We start from the raw sequence: 21,224 nt of genomic DNA, 5'->3' as shown, positions 1-21,224 counted from the left end.
GAGATTGATTCAGAGAAAAACAGTTCTGACTATGTGGTTGGGGCGTGCGCTTACGATGCAATGTCGAAAAAGGCCAATCAATCGGCCGTTTGGCATAGCCATGCTTGACGGGGTTATAGTGAATATAGTCCACATGTTTTTCAAAATCGCACTCGTCCCTGATTTGATGTTCCCAATAGCGCCGCTGCCAAATGCCGCGTTCGCGTTTTTTAACCCGACTGGCACGAATGGACTCGGTTTTTTCCAAGCCACGGGAAAAACTCGATTTGATCAATGACCAACGCATCGGATAGTCGGCATCGCCTTCGGGTAATTTCCAGATCGCGTGAAGATGTTCGGGGAGGACAACTATGGCCTCAATGACGAATGGATGGGTGCGCTTTACTATTCGGGTAACTTCTCGTAATTCGTCTATATGTTGTACCAGCAAGTCAGACCGCCGGTTTGCGAGGTTGACCGTAAAAAAATAAGTTGCGCCTGCTGTTTGGGCTCTTCGATAACGCATGCTCACTTCCTGCTTAACGTTGGATGTTGGGCTTCATTGCATTCAGCCCAACCTACGGCCCTTGGCCCTGCTCACATGTTAAACAACATGTTTCTAAGTCGACTTAGTGCTCCAGCTTTCTGAATAAAACTCCCATTCATAAAATCATTCATGACGGTAATAAGCTCTTCATCATCCACCAAATCATCATCGAACCCGAATTCATGAAAGTATCGATTCAACTTACAGGCGCCTATTGTAAAAATACCCTTTGAGCTTAAGTCTATATAGATTCTCCCTTTTTTCAGAATGTGATCATCATAGACATCAAAATGAGGGTGAACGATTTTAAATGCACTTGAAGAACGTGGATATTGAACAACTTTCTTAGCCAACGTATCAGGAATTTCGTTAAATACTTCTTGATTCCTTTTGATAGTGTTACAGTCTGAACATACGATACAAAGGTTCCTTGGTTCAAATATGAATTGAGGATAAATAGACTTTGGAACTATGTGTTCGATATGCGCGTTACTAGCAGAAACTAGTGAAACATCACTTTTACAATATGCACATATCCCAACTTGTTCCTTCCTATAAAATGCTCTAATTGAGCTCCGTAGTGTTTGTAGATCATCTTTTCCCCAGTCAGAATGGGTGAAACTATGATCCCCCATTTTTTTAGTAATCAGCTCTTGCTCTTGTAAGCAAAAAACAATTTTTTTGTTAATTAGAGGTAGAGGCATAGTGATCGACAATCTCTTTAACGGATAAAATTAGATCATGAACAGGATCATTACTTTCAATTAAATCAAGCATGGATAACAATTTATTTAATAACTCATAATCCTCGTCCCCCACCGCTTTTTGCTTTTTAATTCTAGACAAAAGTCCGAATACAAGCCTGCTTACGTACTCATTTCTTGAGCCGGGTGCATCAAAAAGCTCTGCAAGCTGAAAATCAGATGATCTGTTATAGAAAAATGATGCGCTAAATATCTCGTTACTACTTAGCGATGTCACAAAGCAGTTTTCACTTTTTAACTTCGATACTATTTGCGGTGAATGCGTAGCTATAAAGAATTGACAACCACGATATTTGGAAAAAGTTTTAATTAGAAGACTCATGAAGTCTTCTTGCCATCTTGGATGAAGGCTAATTTCTGGTTCATCAATGAATACTAGGGAGTTATCGTTTATATTTCCAGCAATTCCTAGAATCATCACAAGCATGCACTGTTCACCAGAGCTTGCACGTCGTAGTGACATCGAGCCAAACTCATGCTTATGAAGCTTCATATCCATGAGGTGAATCAGATTTAGCTTAAGTAATATATTAAGGGACTCAAGAAGCTCTTTATCTTGGTACAGCTCTTTATTTAGGCTAAATACATCGCCGTGGGAAAAGTTTATGGAAATTGATATAGCGCTATCGTAACGCAGAACATTCTTTAGATTATTGATTGAACGCGTTATCTTCCATTTGTCTTCCTCATTTAAATCAACAATATTATCTAGAATTTTTGGTGACAGCTCTATACCAAGCTCATTTATCCACTCCAACTCTAACGGGTGATATATATTTTTCCAGGTTGTATCACTCTTTAATATTAACGAGTTAGGTATGATTTTCGACGATATATCACTGCTTAAATATCTAGTAGATTTAAAGCTTGGCTTGAAAATTAGTTGGATTTCAGTGGAAAATCCAAGTGTCTCAAATACTTCACAAAGTCGATCATAGTTTTCGTGTTTTAGGAAACGTTCAAGGATTCCATGCGTAGCAGATGATATTAGTGAAATTGAAGATGACCCGTAGGGACCGCTAGATCTCATACCAACGTACCTATAATTAGTTTTTGTATATTGCTCTTTGCTTTTTCCTCTCGGTGGCAACTTAAATTTGTCGAAAGGACTTGTAGATACTGCAATAACGCGAGGTTCATGTTGAAGCTCTTCACGATCTATACTTAGAATATTTGGCAGATATCGTTCAATCATCGTGAATTCATTCACCATGTTAGCAAGAAGCCGGCTTTTTCCAACTCCATTTTTTCCAACTATAACTGTATAAGTATTTGTATCATCTTCAGTGATCGAAGGAATAGTAAGAGGGACGGTTCTTTCGTCATGGTAAAAATAATCAATTCTGCGCATACTTTTCTTATTCCTGGTAAGTGCTAAAAAGTCCGGTAGAGTAGTACGCTGCGCGTACCCTAAGCCTAACGTATCATATCATTATCTTAAATATCCGGCTTGCCGTGCTCAAATCAATCTCGTCTACTACTATGCGGTACGCGCAGCGCACACATTTTTTGTTACATTTCGGTGTTGCGCTTATGTCTCTATTTCGGCGCGCTTATATTCCCGGCAGTTCCTTCTTCTTCACTGAGGTAACTGAACGACGCGCCCCGATTCTTTGTACGGATACCTCCTGCATTTTCCTACGCACTGCCATTCGCGAATGCCGCCAACGCTGGCCGTTTCGAATTGATGCAATAGTTTTGCCGGGCAATCATCTTCGTGCCATCTTGGCTCTGCCGGAAAGTGATATATGCTATTTGACATATTGGAGATGGATCAAAAAGGAATTCACCAAGACGTATCCGGCTGTCGATGGCAACGAAGGCTTCCCCCCCCCCGTTTAAGATAAGGTTAAGCCTGTCATGAGATTGTCGAACCATGATCGGCTTAACCGCCCCCCCATTCGACAAGCTCATGACAGTCTTCGATAATGCCTTTAGTCCTGAGCGTAGTCGAAGGGCCAAGGAGAACGGTTAAGCCTACCCGGCTGTTCAGAGGTACTGTGGCGCTGGCTTCGTGTTGCGCATTCCACCTTTCTCTTTCTTGCTATGTTAATCTAGCCAGACGGTAAAGGGTGTGAACCCGATGATTGCCCGAAGTGACGAACTTCAAGAGGCCACAACTCTTAATGGGTGAGCTCCCTTTGATGACTTGAATGATGTCTTGCTGTGGGGATTCCAGGCAATGTTAAATCAATATCTATTGCCTCGTGCGACCCTTTTATTTTTTCCATTAAGCTCAGATAATTTTGACCAAAGGAAATAACAAAATGATGAAATCAGACCAACTTGAAATTTTAATAAGCCGTTTCTCAAAATGGGCGGATAGCGCAAGTCGGTTTGTTGCCGTACTGCTCTTAAGTGATTCCGACAAAAAGGAAATAATATCTGACCGACTTGAAATTTTTACACACCGTTTCGCAAAATGGACAGGTAGAGCAAGCGGGTTTGTTGCAGCACTGCTGTCTATTTTTGTCTGGTTTGTAGTGGGATTAGTCTATGAATTTTCTCAGGGCTGGGAACGCGGATTAACGATCTATATTGGCGTCATTACCTTTCTAATGGTATTTCTAATACAACGCGGCCAGAATAAGGAAATTTCCATATTGCAGGTAAAGCTCAACGAGCTGATAGCAGTGACGAAGCATGCCGATAATCGATTAATCAATGTCGAAGACCTAACGGAAAAGGAAATTTCAGTTGTTCAAGAAATACATCATAAAATCGGGGAGGAGGATATTTGAGCCCTTCGGCTACGCTCAGGAGAGCCTTGTCGAGACATAATCGGCTTAACCGTCCACCCCGTCTTTAGTCATGAGCTTAGTCAAGGTCAGAGTGAACGGGATTTTACGCTGGTTCCCAAGCTTGGAGAGACTGTGAAAGTATTCATGTGGGAGGGGCTTTAGCCCCGAAAGTCGGGGCTAAAGCCCCTCCCACATGAATAAAACAATGACTGACAAGTCACTAAAATAGTATGCGTCATATTTTCAAGAATACTTTCACAGTCTCTTGGAGCTTGGGAACTAAATTATTCTATTAAGTGTTGCATTCAGCTCAGCCTACGGCCCTGACGGAGGATATCAATTCAAGTATTGATCCCGGTTCGATGCCATATATGATCATAAAACATCAAACTGATTGCGAAAATGAAGCAAATGAATCTGACCCGAAAAGATTTAGAACTCTATATCGGCAGTCGGGGTAGCTTATCGGATATTGAAAAATGGTACGCACAGCGTACCCGACGAAGGGGCTTTCATCAGCCTCTAAAACAAAGAAACCCAAGCATCCAAGACATGGGAATAACATCATGAAACAAACAGACGATATAAAGTCTGAGCCTCAAGTAAAAAATCCCTACTTCGCTCCGCGTAAACCGGGTATCGGCATTCACGCGCTGGCTTTGGCGGTATGCAGCACCGTCACTGCCAACGTGTATGCCATCGGTACGGCGACGCCGATCGATATCCCTGGGCTCATCATTCTGGATGCCAATGTTTCAGTCGATCACGTGAACACCGTAACGGTCGGCGCTACCGGCAATCCGCCCTTCGAGCTGGGCACTAGCGTTTATAAACTCCAGACGACGCAACCCTTCATAGGCATCCGTTCCTACTATGTCCCTACGGATTCCAACAAGGCAGGACAGGCGGGAGGCTGGATATCGCCGATTGCCGAAACTCGGGGCCTGAGTCGTGCGATGTTGCTGGATCGACTGGCCTTGCCGGTCTATACCGACGGCACCCGGAACAATACCTTTGCATTGGCCCTGATTCCCGCCGGGGTGACGTTCTGGAGCGGACCTGCGGGTGCGATTACAAGCTCTACCGTGGCGCCGGCGGGAGCTTACTGGGGAGCAGGTGGCGGCATCCAATATTACGTCGGCCGAAATGCCGGAGACGTCTCCGGCTTTCAGGTTCCGATCAGGAATTACGTTCTCGCCGCGCCGATGGGTGAGAACAACCTGCTTGCCTACAGCCCTCGGCTTACCGGCAATGCGCTGAAGGTGGGCAGTTATATGGACGGCCTCACCGTCCAGGCTTACAGCGACCTGGACAAGGTGCTCACCTCGCTGGACCTGATCAATCTTTCCGCACCTGCCGGTGATCAAAAACTGCAACAAGCGATCAACCAAATGGGCGCCGAGCGTCTTGGCGTACTCGGTCGAGCCGGTTTGTATCAATCAAGACTGTTCATGAACCAGTTGACCGCGGCTTCCAGCTCGTTCTCTCCAGGCAGCCGCGCTGTCTCAGCAACCGATGACAAGGGACGCCGGACCTGGATACATGCGCAAGGAACCTGGGCCAGGCAGTCATCCGACTCGGACCGCACCGGTTTTAGCCAAAACACCGCGATGGTGGTTGCAGGCATTGAAACGAACTACCAGGAGAATTGGAATTTCGGGGCCGCAGCCGGCTATCTATCCTCCGATCTTGATTGGGCCGCGAGCGCGCCCGGACAGGCAAAACTGGACACCGGCTATCTGGGCGGCTACGGCTCTTATCGGGCGGATGCGTTGATGGCAACCGGGCAATTATTTCTGGGTTACAGTGGTATCGACACCCGGCGAAACATCAATATTCCCGACGCAGGCTTGTGGCCCGGATACTCGTTCGCGGTAAACCGAAACGCTGACGGATCGACTCATGCCCTGTCCAGCGGCGCTCGCGTTGATGTTGCGCGGGTTTTTTCTTTAGAGAAAGTTGCGCGAGCGATTTCTTTGCAGAAAGTTAAGCTGACGCCTTTCGTGGGTCTTGAGTACCAACGCTTCGATCGAGGCAAATTTACCGAACAAGGTGCCGGCAGCATCGATTTGGCGGTGCAATCAAAAACACTTGACGACCTGCGCGCCCGAGTCGGTGTTTCCCTGGCGGTAGCACTCGGCAAGGCCGCTAGTCTGGACTGGTCTCTGGATAGCAGCGTGCTGACATCGCCCCGGCTCTGGAGTAATAACGGAACCCTCACTGCCGGCTTCGATGGACAAACGACAACCTTCCAGTCCGGTAGCTGGCGATCGCCAGCCGACCTTACACAGCTAGGCTTCGGCTTTTCAGGACACAGAAACAACGCGGAATTGGCTTTGACGTACAACTACGAACGGGGTTCCGGGCTTGAGGCAAGTGCAGTGATGGCAAATGGCGCTTGGCATTTTTGAACATTGAATGGCTGAACTGATTATTTGATGTTTACCTCATTTTCGTGCATTGCACTCATCGTTATACATAAGAGTCTGTTGGACATCGTCATTCGGGCAAGGAATGGCCGGATTGCAATGTAGGGCGCGCCCTACTCGATTAATATTTTTCTTACTTTAATGGCATTGACGCTGCGCGTGGGAGCGAAAATTATGGTGACGATATTTCGTTATTCCACGATATTTAGTAATAAGATCTTGCGGTAATTTCGGTTTTTTAATCTATAAAAACTATCAACTAATTGATTTTATTTGTGTTGTTGAACATAGCCTAGCCACGGCATAGGTCTTGCACTTTACTGGATAACATCCCGTTCTTGCGAGCCCAGCAACACCATGACTTCAACCGATAAAAATGCCCGAGCAGCGTGGGCGACATTAACCCACGACAGTCTTAACGCCCAGATCGGCAAGCGGACACTGTCCGGTGTGCAGTTTTTCTTCCTTAATTTCGGTTTGCTGATGGGCAACATCCTGGTGTTGTTCAATACCGGCGCGTTCGCGTCCGTCAGTCTGCATGCCACCGGCGATCTGGGGGTAAGCCCCAGTCACGCCGGTTGGATGCAGAGCTATTATTTCATCTCTCTGGCTTTGGCTTTGCCGGTCAGCTCCTGGCTGGCGGCTGCGGTCGGCGAAGTTCGGCTGTATCTGCTGGCGATGGTCGCGATGACATTGGCTTCATTGCTGTGCGCGGTCACCGGCGATTTGTTCTGGTTTTTGTCGGGCAGGGCGCTACAGGGTTTTTTCGGCGGCTTGACCATCCCGCTGTCGCAAACCCTGCTGATGCGCGAATATCCTGAATCTTCCAAATCCTTCGCGGTGTCGCTATGGAGCATTGCCGCATTAAGCCCTTTTACGCTGGGGCCCGCAGCCGGAGGTTGGGTTGCCGATCATTTGGGCTGGCGTTGGTTGTTCTACCTGAATGTGCCGCTGCCATTGCTGTCGGCGGCACTGGCCTGGGCTTTGCTGTTCGATAGACGCTCTTTGCAACGAAAAATGCCGTTTGATGGCGCCGGCTTCCTATTGCTGTCTGCCGCGTTGATGTGCTTGCAGACCGTGCTGAATCAGGGCCAGGATGCGGATTGGTACAACTCGGTCCAGTTGGTCGGCGTGGCGCTGGTTGGCTTGTTGATGTTGGTTTACTTCATCGTTTGGGAATTGGCGGAACGCTCGCCGTTGCTCGATTTGCGCCTGTTAGGCCGACGTAATTTCGCAATCGGCAGCATCATGCTCAGCCTGAGTTTTATGTTGATGTACGGTTTGTTGTCGGTGTTGCTGGTGCGCTTGCAGGTGGTGGCCGGTTATACCTCGTTCTTGGCCGGGAGTGTGTTATTGCCGCTGGTGTTTTTGGCCAAGCCGATGGCTGCTCTGATGCACCGGGTCGTGCATCGCTTCGATGCCCGCTTACTGGTTTGCATCAACATGCTGTTGTTTGCAGTGTATTGCGCCTGGATCAGCAGCTACGATTTTTTCGGGCGCGGCGGCTGGTTTAGCCAGCCGTTATGGGCGCAGGTATTGGAAGGTTTTTGCCTGGGCGGCTTGTTTGTGCCGCTGACCACACTGTTTCTTTTCGGTTTGACGCCGAGACGGCAAACCCAGGCGATTGAATTAGGCGGCATGATGCGGGTACTGGGCGGCAGCATCGCCTCGCCGTTATTAGGCGTATTTTGGGAGCGGCGCACGGCCTTCCATCAAAGCCGGTTGATTGAAAGTTTTTCACTGCACGACGGCTGGTCCGTAGAGACTCTTTCCCGCTTGCATGCCGCCGGTTTGCAAGACCAGTTGGCTACCGCCAAATTGGCGGCGGTAGCCGGTCAGCATGCTGCGGTCCTCGGCCTGGACGATACGTTCCGTTTCGTGGCTTGGCTGTTTATGGGTTTGGCGGCAGTGGTCTGGCTTGCTCATCCGGTCGGGCCTAAACCTGCGGCGCTGCCTAAAGACGATAGTCGGCAGGCGGCTTTGGAAGATTTAATGGAGGAGCCGTAGCCATGATCCGGTTTAACAAAATAATACTGTTGGCAGGGAGCCTGTCGCTGCTGAATAGCTGCGCGCTGCTTCCGGAAGATGGAATTCGGGCCAAACTGCTGGACATGCCAAGTTTGAACCAAACTCTGAAAAGCGATGCTCAAGCCGAAAAAATCGTCCGGGCATGGCCGAAGGCGAAGTGGTGGCAGGATTTTCATAATGCCGAGCTGAACCGGTTGATAGAAACCGCGCTGCAAGGCAGTCCAAGTCTGCGCGCGGCGGCGGCTCGTCTGACGCAGGCGGAAGCCGTCGCTGATTATCAGGCCGCCGAGATGCTGCCCAGCATTAAATCCAGCGTCGAATTTCATCAACGCCGCTTTTCCGAAACCGATTTTTACGGGCCTAACGGCGGCAAAACGTTTACCGGCGCTTACATCGATCCTGTGGTGTTTCGTTATCACCTGGATCTGTGGGGCAAGGATCAAGCGGCGTTGGAATCGGCGTTGGGCAAAGAGAAAGCTCAGGCTTCGGAATTGGCAATGGCGCGGCTGATGTTGAGCACAGCTATCGCCCGCAGCTATATCCGCCTGTGTTCGTCCGAGGAAGACATCGAACTGGCCCATGGCCTGACTGAGCAAGCCGAGGAAAAAATGCAACTGGACGAGCTGCGCTGGCAACGAGGATTAACCAGCCAGGATTTGGTTTATGCCGCTAAACAACAGTTGGAAGCGGCCCGGCAGCGCGAAACCAGCGTGCGTAACCAGGCGCAGATATTGCGCAATCGGCTGGCGGCGCAGGTCGGGCAGGGGCCTGATTGGGGCAAAACCATTCACGTGGCGGAAAACAAGGTTGCCGGACATTTGCCGCAGCCGGAAGCGATAGCGCTGGGGCTGCTCGCGCATCGCCCGGACGTGGCGGCGGCGATGTGGCGGGTGGAGGCGTCGGCCCAGTCGACCAAAGTGGCGAAAACCAATTTCTATCCCGACGTCAATTTGGTCGGTTTTGCCGGATTGCGCAGCCTTAATTTGAAGGATTTGTTCCTGTCCAATGGCGCGAGCGTGGCTTATGGGATGGGGCCGACCATTACCTTGCCGATTTTTGAAGGCGGGCGGCTGGAGGCCGAATTGAAGAATCAGCAGGCGGCTTACGATGCCGCCGCCGAGAGTTACAACGAAACACTGCTGGTAGCGGTGCAACAGGTCGCCGACAGTCTGGCCGAATGGCGGCAAACCCTGGAGCATGATACAGCCCAGGAACGCGCGTTGGAAGCCGCCGAGTCTGAAGCAACGTTGGCCGGAAAACGTTATCAGGCCGGTCTCAGCAGCCGCGACGGCGTTATCGATGCCAAAGCGGCGCTGATCCGGCAACAGCTGACCGCCAGCGAACTGAGCACCGCTCATTTGCTGGCCGCAGTCGGATTGATCGAAGCGTTGGGCGGCGGCTACGAAAACACAAACCTAATTAATGCCGGAAAGGTAGGCAACCATGACTAATACAATTGAGAAACCCCAGCGCCACTTCGGTTTTCATCAGCGGAGGCAGCACCGCGGTTATCGGCTGTTGTTAGTGACTGTGGTGGCGTTGCTGGCTGGATTGATTTACCTGATTTACTGGTGGAGTGTTGCCAGCCGTGTCGTGGTCACCAATGATGCCTATATCATCGGCAACCAAGCGCCGTTGAAGGCTCAAACCAGCGGCACGGTCGTGGATGTGCGAGTCGATAACACCCAGTATGTGCATCAGGGCGATGTGCTGGTGCGCCTCGACGGCTTGCAGACGCGAGTCGCGCTGGAGCGGGCCGAAGCCAATCTGGCGGATAGTGTGCGGCAGATCGAAACGCTGTTCAGCCAGGCCGATATGCTGCGTGAAAAATTGATCGCCAAGGAAGCGTTGCTGAATCGCAGCCGACGCGATTTGGCCCGCTATCGTAGCGTCGCTGCCGATGGCGCGGTATCGGCGCAGCAGATTGAGGATAGCGAGTTTCAGGTCCGCGAGTTGGAAGCCGATGTTCGCCAGATTCGCGCCGAATTGGGTGGCTCTGAGGCGTTGATTCAGAACACCAGCGCGGCCGATAATCCGAAGGTGTTGCAAGCGGTCGCCGCATTGAAACAGGCTTACCTGGATAATGCCAGGCAGCAGATTGTGGCGCCGGTGTCGGGATTCGTCGCCAAACGCAGTATCCAGCCCGGAGAACAGGTTCGCCCGGAGATGCCGCTGCTGGCTATCGTGCCGTTGGATTATCTATGGATAGAGGCCAATTTTCTGGAAAACGAGCTGGCCGATGTGCAGCCCGGTCAGCCGGTAGAAATCACTGTCGATCTGTACGGTTCCGACGTGGTTTATCATGGCGAAGTGCAGGGCTTGGGCGCGGGTACCGGCAGTGTATTCGGTTTGTTACCGCCGGATAATGCTACCGGCAACTACATCCATATTGTCGAGCGGGTGCCGGTACGTATCGGTTTGCGGGCCGAGGAGCTAAAGGCCAATCCGTTGCGGCCGGGGTTGTCGGCGGTGGTGAGGATCGATACCAGCCATCCCGGACGCTCGGTTCTGGAGCCGTTAACGACTACGCCGGAGTCAGCCTATAAAACCGAAGTTTACGATCATCAGTTGGACGGTGCCGATGAGTTGATTCGGAAGATTATTGAGGGGAATCGGCAGGCAAAAAAGCAGGTTAGTTAATTTATTCACCACGAAGGCACGAAGAACACGAAGTTTTATATTTTCTTCGTGTTCTTCGTGCCTTCGTGGTGAATAAAAAAATCTTTTGATCGGCTATTAAATAAAATCATGCTCAGATAACTGCTCGATAAACCAATGCAAGACTTTACCTTTATTGGTTGTTTTCCAGGCCATGTGGCAAGTTTCTATCGGTATTGCATTTTCTACCGGCAGTTCGATAAGCTGGCCTTGTTCGAGCAACGCCTGAATCCGGTGGGCCGGTAAAAAACCGACACCCAAGCCCGAGCATAAGGCATTTATTTTTTCCGCCACCGACGGCACGCTCAATACCGGTCGCTTGCTGAATATCCGACGGCTTTGCGGCGCCTGATTCATGGATGAATCCCTGACCACGATAAAGCGGTGTTGCTCGATCAATTGCCGGGATAGTGGCAATGATGCCTGGGTCAGTTCATGTCCGGGTGCAACTGTGAAAAGCCATTCGATCTGGCGAATCTTTTGATATTTAATACCCTGATTCGGCGTGGGTTCAGCGCCTGCTCCTATCGCCAGGTCAGCCCGGTTGCTGGTTATGGCTTCTTGCGCGCCGCCCAGCACTTCCTCGTAGATATTGATTTCGATATCCGGCAGTACTTCATAAAACTTGGCTATTAACGGGTAGATGAAATCAAAATTTAAAATCGAATCTATCGCGATATTGAAAACAGGCTCCCAGCCGCTATGGGTTTTCTTGGTGGCTATAGCCAGGCGTTCGGTTGCGTCCAGAATTTCCCGGCCTTGTTCGAGCAATACTTTTCCGGCCTCGGTCAGTACGGCTTTTCTGCCTTCCTTCCGAAACAAGACTACATCCAGGTCTTGTTCCAGTTTTTGTACGGTATAAGAAATTGCCGAAGGAACCCGAAACAATTCATTAGCCGCAGCGGCGAAACTGCCTTTTCGGGCAATTGCATCCAGCACTTCCAGCGCATCAAGGGTGATAGGATATTTCATGTTTTCTGCTCATGTTTATTGTTGGCTATCAATTTAAGGCGGGACAAATCGAAGCCTGCACTCCACATGGCGCGGCAATTCAGACGATAGCCTTACTGTTCAAATATTTTGAATCTATTAAGCAAAATTGACCGCTTTTTATTGTTCCAGCCAATTCTATAATGATCCCGACATTTCAAATTTTTTAACGTTTAAGAGGGTATCATGAAAAATTTAATCAATAAAACACTGGTTTCCGGCGCCGGTTTGGAAGCTGTCGTACTGCGGCTTCCTATCGGTTTAATCCTGGCGGCGCATGGCGGCCAAAAATTATTTGCATGGTTTGGCGGTTACGGATTGGATGGAACCGGGCAATGGATGGCATCGGTTGGGCTAACTCCCGGGTTTGCGATCGCGTTATTGGCGGGCAGCGCGGAATTTTTTGGCGGCGTCGCGTTAATGCTGGGCTTGTTGACGCGTCCGGCGGCAATGGTTAATGCGCTAACGATGCTGGTTGCGTTGTTTTGGGTGCATTGGGGACAGGGCTTTTTTCTGGATACGCACGGGATCGAATATGCGCTGGCTTTATTATCGGCAACCACGGCACTGATCTTTATCGGCGGTGGACAGTATTCGCTGGATGCGCTGATCGTATTGGAGGCTAAAGATGAATAAACAAACACGACAACTTGCGGCGGTAATCAGCGGGAAAAATACTTCGGATGGTGCCGGTGTCAAACTGAAACGTATCGTCAGTCCGCAGCAAAAAAACGCTTTCGATCCTTTTATTTTATTAGATGAGTTTGGATCTGATCAGCCGACGGACTATGTCGGAGGTTTCCCCGATCATCCGCATCGCGGCTTTGAAACAGTGACGTATATGCTGGAAGGTGCGATGTTGCACCGGGATCATCTGGGTAATGAAGGGCATTTACGGGCAGGCGATGTGCAATGGATGACGGCCGCGCACGGCATTATTCATTCGGAAATGCCGGAACAGGAAAACGGCCTGTTACACGGTTTTCAATTATGGATTAATTTGCCCGCCAAAGAAAAAATGAAACCGCCGCATTACCAGGAGTTTGCTGCCGAGAAAATTCCTCATGTAGCATTGGCGGACGGCGGTTACATCAAGGTCATCGCCGGTGAATATGTTAGTAAAACGCAAGCAATATCCGGCGCGGTGACCGGTGTAACGACACAGCCGTTGTATTTCGATGTATTGTTAAGTCCACAGCAACAGCTTGATATACCCATAGCAGCGCAACATACTGTGTTGGTCTATGTTTACAAAGGCGAGCTGGCTATCGGGGTGGACAAGGTTTTAAAGGCCGGACAACTGGGGCAGTTAACTAACGGTGATAACATACAGCTTGCAACGCAAGATCAGTCGGCGCAATTTTTGGTATTGGCCGCGATTCCGTTAAAAGAACCGGTTGTGCAGTCAGGTCCGTTCGTAATGAACAGCACCGAAGAAATTGAACAGGCGTTTCGCGATTACCGTGACGGCGTATTGACGTTATGAAGCGGTTTATTATCTAAGATTAAGGAGAGCAATATGCAGCAAAAACCAGCACCAACCCGTGTAAAACTTCACGATATTATCCAGGCGCGTTGGAGTCCCAGGGCTTTTGATCCTGACAGGCAGGTCAGTCATGATGATTTGCTGGCGCTGCTGGAAGCCGCGCACTGGGCGCCGTCCTGTTTTAACGGCCAGCCGTGGCGGTTTGTGGTGTGCGATAAAGCTACGGATGAAACCGGCTGGCAACATGCGTTTACAACGCTGGTTGAAAAGAATAAGCGATGGGCCAAGAATGCACCGGTTTTGATACTGGCTGTAGCCATGGATAATTTCAGCCATAACGGCCAGCCTAATCGTTGGTCGATGTATGACACCGGCGCCGCCAGCCTCAGCTTATGCTTGCAGGCAACGGCGTTGGGATTGGTTGTGCATCAAATGGGCGGTTTTGATGTTGAAAAAGCCAGGGAGGTTTTTCATCTTCCGGGCGATTGTAAGCCGATGGCAATGATGGCTGTCGGCTATCAGGCCGATGTTGATGTGCTTGATGACGATTTTAAAGAGGCCGAATTAAGCCCACGTTCTCGGGTCGCACTGAGTGAACAATTCTACGCCGGACAATGGGGCAAGGGGATTGAATGATCTTTTGCTTTACTCATCGGTTTCATCAGTAAGCGTACCGCTCCCGTTACTACGCAATGCGGTTACAGTCTGATGTAACCGACGTAGGCTGTGTTCAAGGTCCGCTATATCCTCTGGCGAGTAATCATCAAATATCCGGTTAATGAAAACCAGATGCTCGGGAAAACTATGTTGATATAAATCTTCACCAGCCGCCGTTAGCCTTACAATCTGACTGCGGCCGTCCGTTTCCGAAGCGACCCGTTGAACCAGGCCTTTGTCTTCCAGGCGGCCGATTACGCCGGTTAAGGTTCCTTTGGTAATTAAAGTTTTCTCGCCCAGTTTCTTAAAGGTCATGCCGCTTGTATCACCCAAGGTGATAATAATATCGTATTGCGGCAGTGTCAGATCCAGCGAGTGCACATGGCTGGCTGCATAGGCTAAAAAAGCTTGATGTGTTCGTAATAGCTCACGCAATACAGTTGGAAATGTCGAGGTAGAGTTCATTTTCTGAATTTAATTGTTTTAATTAGTACCAAATAGTAGCCCGAACTAAATTTAACCTCAATAGTTTTAATGATTAGTCAAAGCTGTCCACTTATATTATTTGAATAGAGCTAAGGTTTTCTGTTTTTTCTGACAGACAAAAATTAGCAGCGATCATTTGAAACAGATGCAAAATATCGTCGTTTCCACGTTACATTCAGAAAATTTTATTCCCCAAGTTGTAAGGCAGGGATTCATATATCCGGTGCTTTATATATTTCCCGGCAAGATCTGCCGACTATACGGCAGAAATAGTACGGTGCCGGAACCCCAGTTACCCTTGCAAGAGAATTATTATAAGATTTTGAGATATAAATATTATATGGTAATGGCAGAGTAAAATAAGCGATTGAAAAAGCCAGGGCATTAAAAAATAGTTCTTATTAGAACAATATTTAGTCCTAATAAGAACTAAATATGCTGGAATTTAACCATACTTAGCGAACAGCCTGAATCCGGTTTACATAAAGTTCATCCTAATCGTTATGTATCTATATTCCGTTTATCAATTGTGAGGTTTACCCCATGAATACATTCAAAAAAATCCTGGCTTCTTTGATTATGACTGCAATGTCATCAACTGCTTTTGCTTTGGCAAATCCATCATATGAAGATGTTAGATCGGCTATCGACAATACGCTGGCTAAAGTGGAACAGGCCAAGGCCGCCCTGGACAGTGGCACGAACAACGAAGCGCTTATAGACATGGTGACCGATGCTCGGCAATTGCAAAAAGATATTGCTAATAACGTGCTTGATGTAAAACGTAATCAGGCCAGTAATGTGTTGAAGCAAGCGCGAATGGCTCTGCAGAATAATGAGCTGGAATCGGCTAAAGCGTCTTTAATGGATGCGTTAAACCGGTATAAAGAGATTAAACAGCTATACGCGTCTAATCATTAACAAAAAGACGGATACGCTTTCGGGCTATCCATTTTTTTAAACGAAGCGCAAACTTAACCCTTATTCGGCATTTCCGAGTAAGGGTTTTTTGCTTGTATGGCTTGACGACATATTGGCTGATCCGAGTCTCGTCGATACTTTGGGGGGCTTGACTATCATTAATAAAGTCGTGGATTACGCTGTCTGGTTTGACGTTTGTAAGCCGCCTATGTATTCGTACTAATTTCTTTGCTTTGGGCATTTCGCTAGTATTTAAAACAAGGGAATTGATGAAATCCGGAAGGCCTCCGTTTTCACAACACTAAATGCTTCGTCAAAGCGCATTCGATAGTCCTTCTAAGCAATGTTTGATTTGTGTCTCTCGGCGGCGGATTCCGGACGAATATGAGGCAAATGCTTATGTAGAAAATACACATCGCCGGAAGGCGGCATTCAAATGCAATGTAGATGAGCAGGAAAGGTAAGTACCGCAATTTTTCTCGGTACATAAATTATAGGTAATCAGCCATGTTTGAAATTGACCGAACTTTTTCCCAACGTAATGCCGAAACAGGTTTAATGGAGTGGTTTTTTAATGCTCGTGAAGGTGTTTACGGCCCTTTTTCCAGTAAAGAAAGATCTTCAAAAGCGCTTGAGGACTTTATTAAATTTAATCATAAAAATTTCGATGACGGCGGTCGTGGCTCGAACGGTAACGCAAAATTGAGCCTTGTATCGATCGGTAATGCCATGAATGCGATAAAACTCGATGATATAAAGCGCAAAAGAGGACTAAGCAGCTCATTTTAAGTGCATTTAGCGTTTTTTAGATTACCTGTTTTCAATTGATTTTATGGAAATAAACATGGACTTTCTTTCATCGTCGTTAAAGAAAAATAAAAGTATGTTGCCCATATGCAGCCTTGTTCCCGAAAACATTTCAATGCCTGTCGTACAAAAGCTCTTTCCGATCAGGAATTACGATGATGAAAAGCTGTTAGCGTTTACATCGGATCTTAAATCCGAGGTTTTTCCTAAGCATACTATCCTGTTTCGTTCCGGCGATAAAACCGACTCCGCGTTATATTTGCTAAAGGGTAGCGTTTCTTTGTCGGATAAAAACGACAGAGTTTATGAAATAGTGTCCGGAACCAGCGAAGCCAAATTTCCGCTCTCAAGCGGTTCCATACATACAGCAACGGCGATAGCTAAAACCGATGTGAGCGTCTTGCGGGTCTCGCAAAAAATCATGTCCCCCAAATATGCCCCCGCATCAGAGCTGTCAAAGCTGGTTATTCCTGACGAGTTAACTGAAAACCGTCTGATGACCTGCTTTTTTCATCATTATAATTATGAAGAGCTTGATATACTTTCATTGCCGGATACGGCGATTAAATTGCGTAATGCGATGCAGCAATACGATGCGGACATTAACGATATTGTAAAAGTCATCCAACTGGACCCGGTTATTTCAGCCAAGCTTATCGGCTTGGCCAACTGTCCTCTGTATGTCAATGTAACGCCGGTAAAAAGCTGTTTTGAAGCGATAAACCGTATTGGTTTGAATGCAACCCGCAACTTGGTCATTGGCTTGAGCTTCAGCCGTATTTTCAAAAACAATTCACCGCTCATACAAAAATACATCGATAAAATCTGGCAGCAGAGCTTTTATATTTCCACGCTCAGTTATGTTTTAGCCACTACAACCAAGCAAGTCGATCCACAAGAGGCGCTACTTGCAGGGCTTATTTGCGATATAGGTGCGGTGCCTTTCTTAAGTTTTGCCGCAAATTTTCCTAAAAAGTATTGCTCTGAAGCAGATATCGAACAGGCCTTACCTCACGTTAAAAAGGCTGTAGGATATAAGATCCTGCGCGATTGGGGATTTTCGGAAGAGTTTCTTAAAGTCCCGGTTTATTCTGAGGACTGGTATCACAACAGCGGCAGAGAACTGAGTTTAACCGACATAGTTATACTGTCCCGGTTACACAGCAAAATCGGACAGCCAAACATGCCTGAATTGCCTCCCATCGCCTCTATTCCCGCGGCCGATAAATTGAAGAACTTTTCACTTTCCCCGGAACTCTCCTTGAGTATCCTGACTGAAGCCAAGCAACAAATTAATAAAACCATGAAAACGGTATTCAGTTAAGCAATTTAAACGATAAGTTGTAGCTTGCAACCCGGCCGGCACTGGCAGGAATAGATCTGTATTATCCAATATTGTTAAGTTTGGGAAAAATTCCAATCGTTATCCTACCGCTCTGAAATTTTCCACAAATCCAGGCATTTTCAGGTTAATTCTCGATTTCATCTTGTTCTAATATTTCCGTGCTCTGCTCTGTAGATAGCTGTCGTCAAGCCGTAGCGGCTGACTGGATAAGTTGGGAAATAAATTCCTAGCAATTAGTAAGGTTTTAAATTGAGAATTACCAATGTCTGTGATAATGTTGCGCGCAACTTGCTCATTTGTTGATATTTTTAGTCTTTTAGACGTTTCTTTTTAGTCTGGTAATGGCTCCCGCTTTAATGAATTTTGCAAGTGGCTCTGCCGATAATACTTGCAGAATCTTAAAATATTTAGAGTACTTCTGATGACTAATTATAAAAATATCGATCTCGAAGAAGGGTTAATAGGAATGATACGGCATATGCAAGCTGTCGACGAATGCCGGGACGAGCTGAATAACTTACAAAGTGTTTGGGACAATTTGACCTTGCTCGGGCAGTTGTCCGGAACGGGTACCGATATGAACGGTACCCGTCAATCCTTCCAAAAATTAACGGGATCACTGCTTAATCAGCTTGCAAGTGAAACTCTGCGAAAATGTGTGTCGGAGATGACATCGAAGGCGCAAGTCGCAATCGACATCTTGGTCAGGAATTTATTTGAGCGTACCGCCGACATCGGTTTTTTGGCTACGGATGACGATATATGCGCAGTGCTCAGGGATGCTAATAGCCTGAAAGGCAAGTATTCCAGAAAACAGGAACTGGAAGCGGGGTTGTCCCTGCTTCGGGAGCGTTTTTCCGAATATGTCGCTAAATATTCGGTGTATTCCGACGTTGTCTTGTTGGATATCCATGGCGAGATTCTAATCCGGCTTAAAGATACTATCGGCGTAGAGCGCACCCAGCACCCGCTTTTGCAGCTTTCCCTGGAAACGCCGGATGGTTATGTAGAGACTTTTGACCGGGTCGACTTTTTGCCGGAAGAAAATTGTTCCCTGATTTACTCGTTCCGCGTCGTAGATGGAGAAAATAAGGCGCTGGGTGTACTTTGTTTATGTTTTAGATTCGATAATGAATTAAAGGGGATTTTTGCCAATCTCGTTGCTCCGGACGATTGGTCTGTCATTACCCTGCTGGATAGCGAAGGACGGGTGATTGCCAGTTCGGATATTTATCATGTGCCGCTTGGGGCTAAGTTAACGCCGGTTTTGGACCGGGAGTACCGTGCACAGCGATTTGCCGGCCAGGAGTATCTGGCCTCTACTCGTTGCAGCAGTGGTTACCAAGGCTACGCAGGGCCAAAGTGGTATGCACATGTAATGTTGCCTTTGCAGCATGCATTTAACCGGGATTCTTCAGGGTTGCTGAAAAATATTCCTCAAGAATCGCTCGATACAATTATGGAACGCTCACAGTTGTTCAGCGAAAGCTTACGCAATATTCCTCAACATGCAGAATTGATTCAGCGCGATCTCAATCGCTCGGTCTGGAATGGAAACGTTCGGCAATGCCGTTTCGGTAAGGCAAAAGATACCGGCTTCTCGAAGATTTTATTGTGGGAAATCAGTAATACCGGGGCCAGGACGCAGGCGGTTTTTCAACGTTCTATTGCAAACCTGCATGAGACCGTCGTTTCGTCGGTACTGGAGGATAGCCGTTTTCAGGCATCTTTGGCGATTGACATCATGGATCGCAATCTTTACGAGCGCGCCAACGATTGCCGGTGGTGGGCGTTGACATCATCGTTTCGCGAGTTGCTCTCTGAGGGTGAGGTTTCCGATGCGGGCAGGGCGCGCATTTCGAGCATCCTGGCTTATATCAATAGCCTGTACACCGTTTACACTAATCTGATCGTTTTTGATGCCGGCGGGAGGATCGTGGCGGTCTCCAATCCCGGCGAAATATCTCTGGTTGGCCAAAGTGTTGGGGAAGAATGGCAGCGGCGCGTCCTGATGCTTCCAGACTCGCAGGGTTACGCAGTGTCTGACTTTATCGAGACTCGCTTCTATCAAGGCCGCCATACTTATATCTATGGGGCGGCAATTAGGGATTCTGAAGGGGCGCGGGTTGTCGGCGGCATTGGTATCGTATTCGATTCGGCGCCGCAGTTTTCGGCGATGTTGCGCGACGCCCTGCCTAAGGATGCCGAAGGACAGATCGATTCAAGTTCATTTGGCGTTTTTGTGTCGCGGGATGGCCGGGTTCTGGCCTGTTCGGATGACCGCTTTAATCCCGGCGAGAGGCTTACGATTTCCCCGGCCTTGTGCAATCTCTCTCCTGGGGAAGAAATGACCGATGTCATCTCCCTAAAAGGTCATTATTATGCGATAGGCGCCCATGCTTCCAGCGGTTATCGTGAATATAAAAGTGAGTCCGATTCCTATAGCAACGAAGTGATTGCGCTCGTGGGCAAGGAGCTGTGCGCAATGACCGAAAATCGAGGGGAAACGGAAACGGCTCTTTGTCCTATGATACGCTCCGATCGAGGGCGTGCCGAAACCACTGTGGAAATTGCAACCTTTCGGCTAGGACATGAATGGTTCGGCATTCGTGCTAACCAAATTATGGAAGCGGTCGATACTGTGAACATTACACCGGCACCCGGTGCCGGTGCCGATTGTGTTGGATATTTAATGTACGAAGGACTACCGATGCCTGTATTCGATGTTAGGAACAGAATATGTACAACCCGGGGTGATGCGGAACCGGTGAATCGCAAAGCGCAGCAGGTCATCGTGATAGAAAAGAATGAAAGTACCCGGTTCGGCGTTATTGCGGATGCCCTGGGTGAAATTCCGGAGGTCCATGAGTCACGGATGAATACATTACCGGCCGTTATAGGAGGCGGGGCGTTGCTTGCGGATGCGGCAATTGCTCCGGATAAACCTGACGAAGAGTGTTTGCTGCTGGTTCTCAGCAGCGAACGTCTTGCGCAGAAGTTGGCGTCGAGTATGACTGAGCCATCCTTGGCAACCCCTCGCAATGTGATTGATCATAAAAAAGCAGGGTGAAATTAATGGTGGTTAAAAAACTTGCGATCTATCACTTCTTTGTTTAAACAGTACGTGATACCGGTCCTGAGTCCTTCGGTAAATGCAAATTTGTTCCAGAGGGATTTGTGCCGGTATCCAGCACACATGGATGCGATTTGAGATTCGGTTTTTTATCGGCGAAATTGCGAATTTATGGGTACGTTTCCAAAAGCAAAGGCATTATTGCATCCTTCGGTCAGTTCCCGCCTTTTGTTGAATGACTATGTCACAATTTGAAAGAGCTTCAATGAGTGAAACCGATGTCGCATTGAATGGCGGCTAAATTGTGCCTATC

17 protein-coding genes are annotated in these 21,224 nt (G+C 48.0%); 12 read left to right on the top strand and 5 right to left on the bottom strand.

The genetic code is table 11. The features are described 5' to 3' along the window. From V7051_RS16570 to V7051_RS16560, 3 genes are all read right to left on the bottom strand, one after another. A partial coding sequence (locus V7051_RS16570; protein ID WP_333876663.1) for an REP-associated tyrosine transposase occupies window positions 1–505 on the bottom strand: 505 nt, incomplete at its 3' end. Window positions 506–576: 71 nt separating this feature from the next. Continuing rightward, window positions 577–1,230, bottom strand: coding sequence for an HNH endonuclease (locus V7051_RS16565; RefSeq protein WP_333876665.1), 654 nt, complete (start codon window positions 1,228–1,230; stop codon window positions 577–579). Beyond that, window positions 1,211–2,641 (bottom strand): AAA family ATPase, encoded by a 1,431-nt coding sequence (locus V7051_RS16560; RefSeq protein ID WP_333876667.1) that lies wholly within the window; start codon window positions 2,639–2,641, stop codon window positions 1,211–1,213. Before V7051_RS16560 ends, V7051_RS16565 begins: the two co-directional genes overlap by 20 nt. A gap of 916 nt (window positions 2,642–3,557) precedes the next feature. Between V7051_RS16560 and V7051_RS16555 the strand changes: the two genes are divergently transcribed. The 5 genes from V7051_RS16555 (at window position 3,558) to V7051_RS16535 (ending at window position 11,128) form a co-directional block, all read left to right on the top strand. Next, window positions 3,558–4,031: a low affinity iron permease family protein gene (locus V7051_RS16555; RefSeq protein ID WP_333876669.1), complete on the top strand. Its 474-nt coding sequence runs from the start codon at window positions 3,558–3,560 to the stop codon at window positions 4,029–4,031. A 566-nt stretch (window positions 4,032–4,597) separates the two neighbouring features. After that, on the top strand, window positions 4,598–6,442 hold the full coding sequence (locus tag V7051_RS16550) for an autotransporter outer membrane beta-barrel domain-containing protein (protein WP_333876671.1): 1,845 nt from the start codon (window positions 4,598–4,600) through the stop codon (window positions 6,440–6,442). A 375-nt stretch (window positions 6,443–6,817) separates the two neighbouring features. Beyond that, window positions 6,818–8,467, top strand: coding sequence for a DHA2 family efflux MFS transporter permease subunit (locus tag V7051_RS16545; protein ID WP_333876672.1), 1,650 nt, complete (start codon window positions 6,818–6,820; stop codon window positions 8,465–8,467). 2 nt (window positions 8,468–8,469) lie between these two features. Further along, window positions 8,470–9,939: an efflux transporter outer membrane subunit gene (locus V7051_RS16540; protein WP_333876674.1), complete on the top strand. Its 1,470-nt coding sequence runs from the start codon at window positions 8,470–8,472 to the stop codon at window positions 9,937–9,939. Beyond that, a complete protein-coding gene (locus V7051_RS16535) occupies window positions 9,932–11,128 on the top strand; it encodes an efflux RND transporter periplasmic adaptor subunit (RefSeq protein WP_333876676.1) in 1,197 nt (398 codons plus the stop codon). The genes V7051_RS16540 and V7051_RS16535 overlap by 8 nt, the downstream gene beginning before the upstream one ends. A 96-nt stretch (window positions 11,129–11,224) precedes the next feature. On the opposite strand, the gene V7051_RS16530 is transcribed toward V7051_RS16535, so the two are convergent. Beyond that, a complete protein-coding gene (locus V7051_RS16530; RefSeq protein WP_333876678.1) occupies window positions 11,225–12,118 on the bottom strand; it encodes a LysR substrate-binding domain-containing protein in 894 nt (297 codons plus the stop codon). A gap of 204 nt (window positions 12,119–12,322) precedes the next feature. Between V7051_RS16530 and V7051_RS16525 the strand changes: the two genes are divergently transcribed. The 3 genes from V7051_RS16525 to V7051_RS16515 are packed head-to-tail and all read left to right on the top strand — an operon-like array spanning window position 12,323 to window position 14,258. Then, window positions 12,323–12,772, top strand: a complete 450-nt coding sequence (locus tag V7051_RS16525) for a DoxX family protein (RefSeq protein ID WP_333876680.1) — start codon at window positions 12,323–12,325, stop codon at window positions 12,770–12,772. Continuing rightward, window positions 12,765–13,622, top strand: a complete 858-nt coding sequence (locus V7051_RS16520; RefSeq protein WP_333876682.1) for a pirin family protein — start codon at window positions 12,765–12,767, stop codon at window positions 13,620–13,622. Before V7051_RS16525 ends, V7051_RS16520 begins: the two co-directional genes overlap by 8 nt. A 33-nt stretch (window positions 13,623–13,655) precedes the next feature. Continuing rightward, window positions 13,656–14,258: a nitroreductase family protein gene (locus tag V7051_RS16515; protein ID WP_333876684.1), complete on the top strand. Its 603-nt coding sequence runs from the start codon at window positions 13,656–13,658 to the stop codon at window positions 14,256–14,258. 9 nt (window positions 14,259–14,267) lie between these two features. Here the strand turns inward: V7051_RS16515 and V7051_RS16510 are convergent, their stop codons facing one another. Beyond that, window positions 14,268–14,744, bottom strand: a complete 477-nt coding sequence (locus tag V7051_RS16510) for a MarR family winged helix-turn-helix transcriptional regulator (RefSeq protein WP_333876686.1) — start codon at window positions 14,742–14,744, stop codon at window positions 14,268–14,270. A 564-nt stretch (window positions 14,745–15,308) separates the two neighbouring features. Between V7051_RS16510 and V7051_RS16505 the strand changes: the two genes are divergently transcribed. From V7051_RS16505 to V7051_RS16490, 4 genes are all read left to right on the top strand, one after another. After that, window positions 15,309–15,686: a hypothetical protein gene (locus tag V7051_RS16505; RefSeq protein ID WP_333876688.1), complete on the top strand. Its 378-nt coding sequence runs from the start codon at window positions 15,309–15,311 to the stop codon at window positions 15,684–15,686. Between the two features lie 507 nt (window positions 15,687–16,193). Further along, window positions 16,194–16,475, top strand: coding sequence for a hypothetical protein (locus tag V7051_RS16500; RefSeq protein WP_333876690.1), 282 nt, complete (start codon window positions 16,194–16,196; stop codon window positions 16,473–16,475). A gap of 133 nt (window positions 16,476–16,608) precedes the next feature. Further along, window positions 16,609–17,817 carry an HDOD domain-containing protein gene (locus V7051_RS16495; protein WP_333876692.1) on the top strand — a complete coding sequence of 403 codons (1,209 nt, stop codon included), beginning with the start codon at window positions 16,609–16,611 and terminating at the stop codon, window positions 17,815–17,817. A gap of 442 nt (window positions 17,818–18,259) precedes the next feature. Next, window positions 18,260–20,908: a chemotaxis protein CheW gene (locus tag V7051_RS16490; protein ID WP_333876694.1), complete on the top strand. Its 2,649-nt coding sequence runs from the start codon at window positions 18,260–18,262 to the stop codon at window positions 20,906–20,908. The last annotated feature ends 316 nt before the right edge of the window (window positions 20,909–21,224 follow it).

The sequence above is a fragment of the Methylobacter sp. genome (genome assembly GCF_036845245.1).
GTDB lineage: Bacteria > Pseudomonadota > Gammaproteobacteria > Methylococcales > Methylomonadaceae > Methylobacter_A.
The sequence above is the reverse complement of the archived record's forward strand: the minus strand, read 5'-3'. Positions and strand labels throughout refer to the sequence as shown.